Raw genomic sequence first — 10,178 nt, forward strand, 5'->3', positions numbered from 1 at the left:
AGAAGAAGAGTGATGGCCATGCTGTCAGTTCATGTGCTTGGCGAAGGAGAACGAGTTCCAATGCTCCACGACGAGCAGGGCGTGCCTTTGTTCTACCCGACCCTGTTCGCTACTTCCCAGCTTCGGAATGCCGGGGCAGCCGTCAACACGATCCGAAACAAGCTTGCCGACATCGTTGTACTTCTGCGCTGGGAGCAGGCCAATGGCCGAGACCTGATCACCGAGTTCCGCAGCGGGCGCCTTCTCACAGTTTCAGACATAGTGTCGCTTCGAGATTTCGCCAAGCTCGACATGCGGGAGTTGAGTTCAGTTGGAGAAGGTGACAAGAAACGAAGCGTCGTCATCGATTTTCTCGAGGCGCGAGTTGCCTCAAATCAGGTGCTGGCCACCATTGGTGGGCAACAGCATTTCAACCGTATCAGCACGTTTGCCGACTATCTGGAATTTACGGCTTCGGTCGTTACACAGCACCAGAACTCGTCTCGAACCGCTCAAGAAATTGCGCGGATGGCCAGAACCATTCGCAAGCACCGACCGCGCGGGTTGGCAAAACAGAGGGATGACGATTTGGATCTGCGCTCGCCACCCTCCGAGTTGGTCGAGCGATTCATGGCGATAGGCACTGAGGGTGATCCGCGCAATCCGTTCCGGCATCCGGAAGTCCAGCTCCGCAATGCCATCATCTTCGGGCTGCTAAGACACACCGGAATGCGACGAGGAGAGCTATTGAGCTTGCGACTCGACCAGTTCGACTTGGGCCATGAGCCGCACGTCTGGGTTCGGCGCAATCAGGATGATAAGCATGACCCGCGACCCTATCAGCCGGTAACGAAGACCAAGGAGCGGCCATTACCGATACCTGAGGCGCTCGCCAATCAGATCGACCGTTACATGCTGAATGTCCGTTCCAGGATCGGCCCCGCCAGAAGGCATCCGTATCTACTTGTCTCGCACAGGAAGGGCGATACATGGGGCAAGCCACTCTCCACCTCAGCTCTGAGTAGCCAGATCTTTTCGCGGATGCGCGCGGTGGACCCCGCCTTTGAGGCGATCCATCCCCACGCCTTTCGACACCATTTCAATTACGAGCTTTCCGTCAGCATTGACAAGCACAACGCCAAGATCCGGTCGGGTGAAGATGCTGAGGCATTGCCGTTCAGCGAGGCTAGGGAGCTGGATGTTCGTGCTTTCCTGAACGGTCATCGCAGCAAGGCATCGGGAGCGACGTACAACCGGCGTCACATTCGTGAAGCCAGCGACAAGGCTGCTCGTCAGGTGCAGGCCGCTCATCCCAAGCGTAGCGATAACTCCAAGGGGGGCGGTGGTGATTCGCGCTAATCCAAAGCAGGTCGATGTCGAGGGAAAGTCGACCGCTCAGACAGTGTCTAAGGATGGTTATCCCTTCAAGCCTTCGGATAAACATTGGCAATTAAACAAGGACGTGCAGATTTCACTAGCGCTGCCGGGGGTGGTTGAAGCTAGAACCGAGGCTGGCTTTCGCGCCACGCTGTTGCGCTATGCGGAAGAGGCATCCGCTCGTCATGCGCGAAATATGGAGACGCGTTTCAAGCGATACCTGCGGGATACAGGAGCGTCGCGGGTGACCGTGGTTGACCTCATCAACTGGCGCGCCAGCCTTGCGGCAGACGAGCAATATCAGTTAGGCGGCCTGAAGGGCTTTCTGCTTGCCTGGCATGACTACGGATTTGACGGCGTCACTAGCGAAGTCGTTGATCTCCTCCAAAGCTGGCGAATAAAGGGGAATGAAAAGGGGGCGGCCGTTGCTAGTGGTTGCCCCGAGAATGGGCCCTACACCGACCTCGAGATGGCTGCGCTCCTGGATTGGGCGAACCTCGCGGTAGCACGAAAGGACATTGCATTCGAGGACTACGCATATCTGCTCACCTTGGCGATGACCGCGCGCCGTCCCGTCCAGATCGCTGCTCTCAGGGGGCGGGATCTCGTTCGTGAAACAGGTGAAGGCGCGCCCATGTTTAGGCTCAACATTCCGCGAGCCAAGCAACGTGGCATCGCTTTTCGAGGTGCCTACCGGTCTCTTGCCATCCTTGAAGACCTATATCTGGTGCTTCGGCAGCAGCATCGACAGTCCGTCGCCGCAGTTCTCGAGGCGATTGGGGGGGCGGTTGATCCTGCCTTGGTAGGTGAGGTGCCGATCTTTCTCAATCGCAAGAAGCTTGAGGATGTTGGAAATTTAGACGAGCTCACCGACTATCTGATGGGTGGCGCGCCAGATCAACTGCATTCAAAAATTGACTCGCTCGATTCCGCTCTACAGCGTTGCGCGAAGGCGTCGACTGCGCACTCGGAGCGTACTGGTGAGTTTATTCGTTTTTCCGCACTGCGATTCCGACACACGCGAGGCACGAAGCTTCGCCGAGAGGGATTCGGTGCAGTCATCATCGCCGAGTTGCTGGATCATTCCGACACCCAGAACGTCCATGTGTACACGGAGAACACCGCTCAAGAGGCGGTAGTCATCAATGAGCTAGTGGGTGCTCGACTCGCTCCCTTCGCGCAAGCCTGCCTCGGCAAGCTTGTCCACTCTGAACGTAAGGCAGTTCGCGGTGACGATCCGCGGAGCCGTGTGCCGAATGATCGTCAACACGCGGTGGGGACCTGCGGTAACTATGGATTCTGCGCTAGCGGCTACCGAGCCTGCTACACATGCTTTCACTTCCAGCCGTGGGTCGACGGGCCGCATGAAGAGGTGCTGGTGGACCTATATGCCGAGAAGGAGCGCACCCGGGAGGCAGGCTGTTCCAACGTCATTGTTAATGCTAATGACCAACTGATCCTTGCTGTCGAGCACTGTGTTTCGATGTGCAAGGATGCGAGGGCTCAGATGCTCGACGCGAATCTGTTGGAGGCGGGCACCCATGGGTGATGTCGTCCAGTTCGTTCCCCGCGCTGAGCGCGAAGCCAGCGGAAACCTTGCCGACTTCATACGCTTGGCAAAAGAGGGTCTGACTGCCTTCGCGAATGGTGGCGCTTGGGATCGCGACAAGTGGCAGCAAAACGAGACCATAGTCGTCTTCGCAACGAAAACAGCACCTCTGAACTCATACTCTTTCACGCCCTTCGTCGAACCATTCATGCAGTTCGCAAAGGCATACATTCGATACAGATATAGCCACAGGCCAGTCAAGAGCTTGGCAATGATGCTCCAAGCACTTCGCTGCGTGGAGGCAGGATTGCTGGCGGCTTGCGGCCGAGGAGATGTCGGACTCCTGAGTGGTGCGGTAATGGACGTTTGCGCCAACAAGTGCAAGGAGTTCTACTCCAGCGAGGACGTGCACCACAAGACCGGGCTCCAACTTCAAGCTGTATTCGACTTCTTACGTGAGAACAGCCTTGTCCCGTCGTTGCCGGCTTGGAAGTCTCCTTTCAAGAAGCCGGTGATCCTGACCGAGGATCTCGGCGAAGCGGGACAGGCCCATCGCATGAAAAAGCTTCCCACCAATGAGGCAATGCTCGCAGTTGCTGACGTGTTTGCCCAGGCCGACGATCGGGAGAGTCAGTTTTACTCATCAATCTTCATCCTGCTTATGGCCGCGCCAGGCCGCGTCTCCGAAGTGCTGAAGCTTCCTATTGACTGCATCCAGTGGGAGGAAGATGACGACGGTAATCTTCAGATGTTCCTGCGTTGGAATGCGGCCAAGGGCAAAGGAGCGACGAAGAAGTGGGTCGTGCCTGTCATGCATGACGTCGTGAAAGAGGCCGTCCGGCGCCTGATCGAAATCGGTGCTCCTGCACGTGAGTTAGTCAGGGCGGCGTTCGAAGGCTCCACGTCTTCGTCTGAAGATGTCGGCACGTCCAATCTCATCAAAGAATTTGGCGGCTTCTACTGGCCCTTCCTTGATGAGAAGAGGGTGCTGACGACCTGGAGTGCTCTGTGCCTGCATCGAGAGAATGAATTCAGTCGCGAGAAGGAAATTAGGCCAGACTCATGGCGGATTCCAAGCGCTAACGAGGTGAATAAGCGCTTGGGCGCTGGCAGCGGCCACGGCGAATCTCTTTTTGACCGTATGGGCCTGCGGAATTTGGATGGCACGCGCATCACGTTGACATCGCACCAGCTCCGTCATTGGCTCAGCACGATGTCAGAACGGGCGGGCATGGACGATTACAGCCTGGCGCGCTGGGCCGGTCGCGCAAAGGTTTCCGACAACCGTCATTACGACCATCGCTCGCCGGAGGAACGCCTAGAGGCTGCCCGTGGGCTGCTTCCGATGCAGCCTGCCCCATTGCTCGAACGCATCAAGCAGCGTCAACCGGTGACGTATCAGGAACTTGGGACTGATCGGCTGGGAACGGCCAAAGCCACGCTCTATGGCATGTGCGTGCACGACTACGCCATGGCACCGTGCCAGAAACAGCGCGAATGCATGACCTGCAAGGAGCATGCTTGCATCAAGGGTGATCACGTTGCGCTAGACCGGATTCGCCTCTTGGAGGCGCAGACGGAAAAACTGCTCCAGCAGGCCATGAAAGCTCATGAGGATGGCGACTTTGGTGCCGACCGCTGGGTGGACAATCACAAGTGGAAGCTCGCGCACGTCAAGGCAATGAGGATGGCATTGGAGCATCCCAATGTTCTGGAGGGAGCGGTCCTCAGGATTCCGGATGGGCACGATCCTTCTCCGGTTCGCCGTGCTCTCATGGATCTTGGCGTTGTCGAAGTGCCCTCCATGGATGCGCTTGGTCCGAAAATGATTGCCTTGGCTCTTACCTGACCCGCCATGCCAAAGAAGATCATCACCAAGGCAACGCTGCCAAAGATAATGCGTGAGCTGGATCGCTGGGACGGCAAGCTCACTTGGCCGCTATTCTGCGAGCGCGCCGCAAAGGTGCTGGACGTGCCTTCGATCTCGAAGCACACGATGTACCTTTATCCTGCCGTCAAGGAGCGGTTTCAGCAGCGTCAAAAGGATTTGCGTGAGGCGAGAGATGCGCTTCCGAGAGATTTCACGTTGGACGCCGCTATCCGCCGCATCACTGACTTGGAAGCGCAGGTTAAACGGTTAGAGGACACCAACAATCTGCTTCTTGATCAGTTTCGTCGATGGCAATACAACGCCTACGCGAACAACGTTCGTATGGACTTGCTTGCATTGGACAAGCCGTTGCCTGAGGTGAACCGTTCTGGTCGCCGGAAAGGTGAAAAGAAGAAGAGAGAGAATAGCGAGCAGTGACCTGGAAGTGGTTTCTTTTGAGAGGTCACGGCAGCTCCGCCGGTCGCAATGCACGCTACTGAGTAGTAGAGCCTCGGTTCGGACCGATCAGAATCCGCTGCCGGCTCTTATCGGCGTCTTGCTGGAAGGGATCCGGACACTGAAAGAGCGGCGCGCGCAAGAAGACCAAGCTAAGCATGGTCGATCTGTTCGAGGTGTGGTGCGCATTGCTGTACGTAGAACCTAACATTCGCTTGGATGAGACGGGGATCCTGTAGTGCTGTTCCTGCGCGCTATCGCCTGCAGCGGAGTGCGCCCCTCCGACCATGTGCGGCTGCTGTAGCCGATTCACCGCAACCGCGTGATGCAGATGGGCGCTAAAGATCTGAAGTGCGCTTCCCTCGCCGTCCCGTGGAGATCCAATGGCGTAGGAAGAGTTAGGGTCGGTGGTCACATCGCCGTGGACGTTCGGATCCGTTCCGGCAACGCATGAGAAGGACCAGGCGGGGCCGTCTAGAACACAGATGCAGTCGGGCAAATGTTCAATTTCCTCAATCCCAAGCTGCTTGAACAGTTCGCCGGAGTTCATCGCTTCAGGCAGCTTTCGGAGGGGGCGCGCAGAATAGGCGATTACTCCCGCAAAGTACGTATTGCGGCGGATGGATGCAGCTTCCATCACGTCGACCGCAGATTTGATGTTCTCAAGGGCCTCGACCAGGCTGCCCGCCCAGCGGTAGTGTCGCCCCTTGGGGGTGAGAAACGATGGGCTGGTACTCATCCGGACGGTTTCCCTCACTATTTCTAGAGAGCTCTTGACCTCAATGATCGCAGCAACGGATTCAGGCCTAACGATCGAAAATTCATCGGCGCGTAACAGCGGGGTAAAGTCCTGCTTGTCATGCGCGAGGCAGTCGATCTGGCGCCAGGATCGATCAACCTGATTGTCTTGCTCTCGATCATGATCGGTCACGAATCCGCTGGTAACCAGGAAGCGTGATGGGAGATGCTGCTTGAGGAACTCTCGCAGACTCGCTTCCCGATAATGCCCATCGTCGCGGTGCGGAGCTGCTCGGATCATTTGTGATGGATTTCCTCTTCCAAGCCCAATGATGCCGTGAAATCCATCGCCGGCGCCTTCCCTATAAGGCCTATTGCGGCAGGGCATAGAGGCCCAGTAGTCACTGTTGTCCCCTTCAGTGTTTATAGGTCCTGAAGGGGTCACACCACGTTGTTCACTACCAGCCACCACGTGTCGTTGAAATAGAATGCAGACGTGCGGCCGGCAGGCAGTCGGCTGCCAGACCGTCGGCCGAGGCGGGGCTGTTAGGCCTCCCTCGCACCGAACGGTCGAGATGACATGAGCATCGCCCGCCTATGTAGGCCAACCATTTAGTCAATCGGCGCATCGCGGAAGGGTGCGATGAGTGAAACGGGAGTAGCATGACTCATCTGCTCCCCCAGGCCAGAGGGATGATCTACCCAATCGCCAGTGACGCCACCAGCCTGGAAGGACCTGCTCTGCGCGCGTTTACCAAGATGGCAGAAGTTTGGAAACTAAGCGCTCATGAGCAGTCGGCAATCCTGGGTAGGCCCATCGACGTTGCTTGTGCACAGCTAGAGGCGGGAGTGACTGACGGCCTTTGGCCAGAAACAATCGAGCGAATCAGCTATGCGCTCGGCATATACCGGGCACTGCACATCCTCTTCCCTGATCCGCAGCAAGCTGACAGCTGGCTACGACGCCCCAACAGCGCAGCACCGTTCAAGGGGACCCCGGCCTTGGCCTTCATGTGCTCTGGTCAACTCAACGACCTTGCCACTGTTCGTGACTATCTAGAGGCCCAGGGAATCGCCGCCTCCCTGACAGCTCCGACGACGTCCAGCAGTCTGTGACCGAGCACCACTAAGAAAGTCGGGACTATAACCACCACCTCGTCACAACCACCAAACCGCATAGCCGATACGTGAGACGAGCGAAGACGATGGATCCTGTTCATTTAGCAGTCTTTGATGGCTTACCTTCTGTGCCCGCCAGGCCTGTCCAGAACAAATTCTTTCCAAATCCAGTCCAGTTGGCATCGTTCTTACGAGCCGCGTAAAGTTCTGTAGAGACAGGATAGTCCACCGGGGGATGGAGCATGCCGATCGAACGTATTGTTATCGAGAACTTCAAGTCTTTTCGCCACCTCAATCTGCAGCTCAATGCGCACATGAACCTTGTGGTTGGTGACAACGAGGTGGGAAAGTCCACCTTGCTGGAAGCGATCCACGCAGTGATAACTGGGCAGCTGTATGGTCGCAACCTCACCTACGAGCTCACACCCTATCTTTTCCACCAGCCAACGGTGAGGGAGTACTTAGCGGCTCTGCGCGCGGGAACGCCTGCGTCACCGCCCAGGATCTCCATTGAAGCCTATTTGGGGAACGATCCCGCGCTGGCGTCTTTGCGCGGCACCAACAACTCATTAGGTCTAGACGGTGCAGGCGTCCGATTGCTGGTCGAGCTCAGCAATGACTATCGCGAGGAATTCAACGCCTACCTGCAGCAACACCAGGGCGCGACCAGCCTCCCAGTGGAATACTACACGGTGCGCTGGTACTCCTTTGCCAACAACGGTGTCACCGCTCGTACCATCCCGTTCGATTCAACTATCATCGACACCCACGGTATCAAGACACTGTCCGGAGCCGATCGCTATATCGCCAGCATCATCGAACAGGCGCTTACCCCAGCGCAGCGCGTGTCGCTATCTCTGAGTTTTCGCCGCATGCGGCAAAGCTTCGCGGAAGAGGGCGACGTTGCCGCCATTAATGCTTATCTCACTGAGCACACGGGGGACATCAGTCACAAAGCATTGACGGTGGGCGTGGACTCTTCACCGCGCTCAACGTGGGAAACCAGCTTGTCACCGTACCTGGATGAGCTTCCTTTCACCCAAGCTGGCAAGGGTGAGCAAAGCGCAGTAAAGATGAAGCTGGCTATGCATGCTGCAGGCTCGGCGCATGTACTGCTGATCGAAGAGCCGGAGAACCACCTCTCCTTCTCTGGCATGAGCCAGCTGATTGACAAGATTTCAGCGCTCTCTACAGCGCAGCAAGTGGTCATCGCAACCCACAGCAGCTTCGTTCTGAACAAGTTGGGCGTGGACAATGTGATCCTGTTCAGCGCCCAAGGCCAGATGAAACTGGATCAGTTGCCGCATGATACGCACGATTACTTCATGAAGCTTCCTGGCCATGACACGTTGCGACTGATTCTGGCCAAGCGGGTAATTCTGGTGGAGGGCCCGTCCGACGAGCTGATCGTGCAACGTGCCTACCTGGATCACCACGGTGTAGCACCATTGGCCCGTGGCGTGGACATCATCTCGGTCAAATCACTGGCGTTTAAGCGCTTCTTGCAGATTGCGGAGCGCCTGCGTATTCAGGCCAAAGTCGTCACCGACAACGATGGTGATATCGCGCTAGTGCAAGAGCGATATGCCGACTTCCCCAATGCCATCTACTACGATTCTGACGAGACCGCCCCATCGTTGGAAGAACAACTTATTAAAGCCAACTCACTGGACGAGCTGAACACCGTGCTGGCCCAGTCATTCGCCGACGAGGTGGCTTTGCTCAAGTACATGAAAGGTCACAAGACCGATACGGCTCTAGCCATTTTCAACAGCCCTCTTTCAATCAGGTTCCCGGACTATGTCCAGCGTGCTATCGCCTAACCGGGTACTGCTATCGGCAGCCGGCTCTGGCAAGACCACCTTGCTGGTCCGCCAGGCCTTGGAGCGACCACAGCGCCGCATCGCTATGCTCACCTATACCTTGGAGAATCTCGAAGAAATTCGACGCTCATTCGAGGCCCATGCCGGCGCGGTGCCCGCGAATGTTACCTTGTAGGGGAGCCCGCAGAATTCGGAAAAAATCGTACGCTAAGGTTTTCCGGGCAACCGTAGCGGCCTGAACTTCCCGTCTTCAAGCCGGCGGCTCTGCCGCCAGACGTAATCGCCGGTTAGGTTGATGTGTTCCCAACCCAGCGGCGACAGGTATTGCAGCAGCTCGCCGTCCACCGGCTTACCAGCCTCGACCAGCCCCTGGGTGGCGCGTTCCAGATACACTGTGTTCCACAGCACGATAGCCGCCGTCACCAGGTTGAGGCCGCTGGCCCGGTAGCGCTGCTGCTCGAAGCTCCGATCCCTGATTTCGCCGAGGCGGTTGAAGAACACCGCCCTGGCCAGGGAGTTGCGCGCTTCACCCTTGTTCAGGCCGGCATGCACGCGGCGGCGCAGCTCGACGCTTTGCAGCCAGTCGAGGATGAACAGCGTGCGCTCGATCCGGCCCAGCTCGCGCAGGGCCACGGCCAGTCCGTTCTGGCGCGGGTAGCTGCCGAGCTTGCGCAGCATCAGCGAGGCGGTGACGGTGCCCTGCTTGATCGAGCTGGCCAGGCGCAGGATGTCGTCCCAGTGGGCACGCACGTGCTTGATGTTCAGGGTGCCGCCGATCAGCGGGCGCAACGTCGGGTAGGCTTGCACGCCCTGCGGCACGTACAGCTTGGTTTCGCCGAGGTCGCGGATGCGCGGCGCGAAGCGGAAGCCTAGCAGGTGCATCAGGGCAAAGACGTGATCGGTGAAGCCGGCCGTGTCGGTGTAGTGCTCCTCGATCCGCAGGTCGGACTCGTGGTACAGCAGGCCGTCGAGCACATAGGTGGAATCGCGCACGCCGACATTCACCACGCGGGTGCTGAACGGCGCGTACTGGTCGGAGATATGGGTGTAGAACAGCCGTCCCGGCTCACTGCCGTACTTCGGGTTGACGTGTCCGGTGCTCTCGCCCCGGCCGCCAGCCCGGAAACGCTGGCCATCGGAGGATGAGGTGGTGCCGTCGCCCCAGTGGGCGGCGAAGGCATGGCGGTACTGGTGGTTGACCAGCTCGGCCAGGGCCGCCGAATAGGTTTCGTCGCGGATGTGCCAGGCTTGCAGCCAGGACAGCTTG

The 10,178-nt window shown here is 57.8% G+C and carries 8 protein-coding genes; 6 read left to right on the top strand and 2 right to left on the bottom strand.

The genetic code is table 11. The features are described 5' to 3' along the window. Positions 1–12: 12 nt before the first annotated feature. Genes RSA25_RS07650 through RSA25_RS07665 form a run of 4 tightly spaced genes read left to right on the top strand, consistent with a single transcriptional unit; the run spans position 13 to position 5,213 of the window. Positions 13–1,338 (top strand): site-specific integrase, encoded by a 1,326-nt coding sequence (locus tag RSA25_RS07650; RefSeq protein ID WP_223276829.1) that lies wholly within the window; start codon positions 13–15, stop codon positions 1,336–1,338. Continuing rightward, complete coding sequence (locus RSA25_RS07655; RefSeq protein ID WP_049397656.1) at positions 1,325–2,905, top strand: site-specific integrase; 1,581 nt, start codon at positions 1,325–1,327, stop codon at positions 2,903–2,905. Before RSA25_RS07650 ends, RSA25_RS07655 begins: the two co-directional genes overlap by 14 nt. After that, positions 2,898–4,754, top strand: coding sequence for a hypothetical protein (locus tag RSA25_RS07660; RefSeq protein WP_049397655.1), 1,857 nt, complete (start codon positions 2,898–2,900; stop codon positions 4,752–4,754). Before RSA25_RS07655 ends, RSA25_RS07660 begins: the two co-directional genes overlap by 8 nt. A gap of 6 nt (positions 4,755–4,760) precedes the next feature. Beyond that, complete coding sequence (locus tag RSA25_RS07665; protein WP_049397654.1) at positions 4,761–5,213, top strand: hypothetical protein; 453 nt, start codon at positions 4,761–4,763, stop codon at positions 5,211–5,213. Positions 5,214–5,268: 55 nt separating this feature from the next. Here the strand turns inward: RSA25_RS07665 and RSA25_RS07670 are convergent, their stop codons facing one another. Then, positions 5,269–6,270, bottom strand: coding sequence for a DUF6602 domain-containing protein (locus RSA25_RS07670; protein ID WP_049397653.1), 1,002 nt, complete (start codon positions 6,268–6,270; stop codon positions 5,269–5,271). Between the two features lie 362 nt (positions 6,271–6,632). On the opposite strand from RSA25_RS07670, the gene RSA25_RS07675 reads away from it, so the two are divergent. Both RSA25_RS07675 and RSA25_RS07680 read left to right on the top strand, forming a co-directional pair. Continuing rightward, positions 6,633–7,085 carry an antitoxin Xre/MbcA/ParS toxin-binding domain-containing protein gene (locus RSA25_RS07675; protein ID WP_049397652.1) on the top strand — a complete coding sequence of 151 codons (453 nt, stop codon included), beginning with the start codon at positions 6,633–6,635 and terminating at the stop codon, positions 7,083–7,085. A gap of 245 nt (positions 7,086–7,330) precedes the next feature. After that, positions 7,331–8,911 (top strand): AAA family ATPase, encoded by a 1,581-nt coding sequence (locus tag RSA25_RS07680; RefSeq protein WP_206620597.1) that lies wholly within the window; start codon positions 7,331–7,333, stop codon positions 8,909–8,911. A gap of 207 nt (positions 8,912–9,118) precedes the next feature. Here the strand turns inward: RSA25_RS07680 and RSA25_RS07685 are convergent. Next, the coding region (locus tag RSA25_RS07685; RefSeq protein WP_332808302.1) for a Tn3 family transposase at positions 9,119–10,178 on the bottom strand (1,060 nt) is incomplete at its 5' end.

This window comes from Stenotrophomonas sp., assembly GCF_036662295.1.
Classification (GTDB): Bacteria; Pseudomonadota; Gammaproteobacteria; order Xanthomonadales; family Xanthomonadaceae; genus Stenotrophomonas.

Bases quoted from the DNA above. Each gene is read 5' to 3' on its own strand.
- RSA25_RS07650 (WP_223276829.1), top strand. From the start codon at position 13: ATGGCCATGCTGTCAGTTCATGTGCTTGGCGAAGGAGAACGAGTTCCA.
- RSA25_RS07660 (WP_049397655.1), top strand. From the start codon at position 2,898: ATGGGTGATGTCGTCCAGTTCGTTCCCCGCGCTGAGCGCGAAGCCAGC.
- RSA25_RS07665 (WP_049397654.1), top strand. From the start codon at position 4,761: ATGCCAAAGAAGATCATCACCAAGGCAACGCTGCCAAAGATAATGCGT.
- RSA25_RS07670 (WP_049397653.1), bottom strand. From the start codon at position 6,270: ATGATCCGAGCAGCTCCGCACCGCGACGATGGGCATTATCGGGAAGCG.
- RSA25_RS07675 (WP_049397652.1), top strand. From the start codon at position 6,633: ATGACTCATCTGCTCCCCCAGGCCAGAGGGATGATCTACCCAATCGCC.
- RSA25_RS07680 (WP_206620597.1), top strand. From the start codon at position 7,331: ATGCCGATCGAACGTATTGTTATCGAGAACTTCAAGTCTTTTCGCCAC.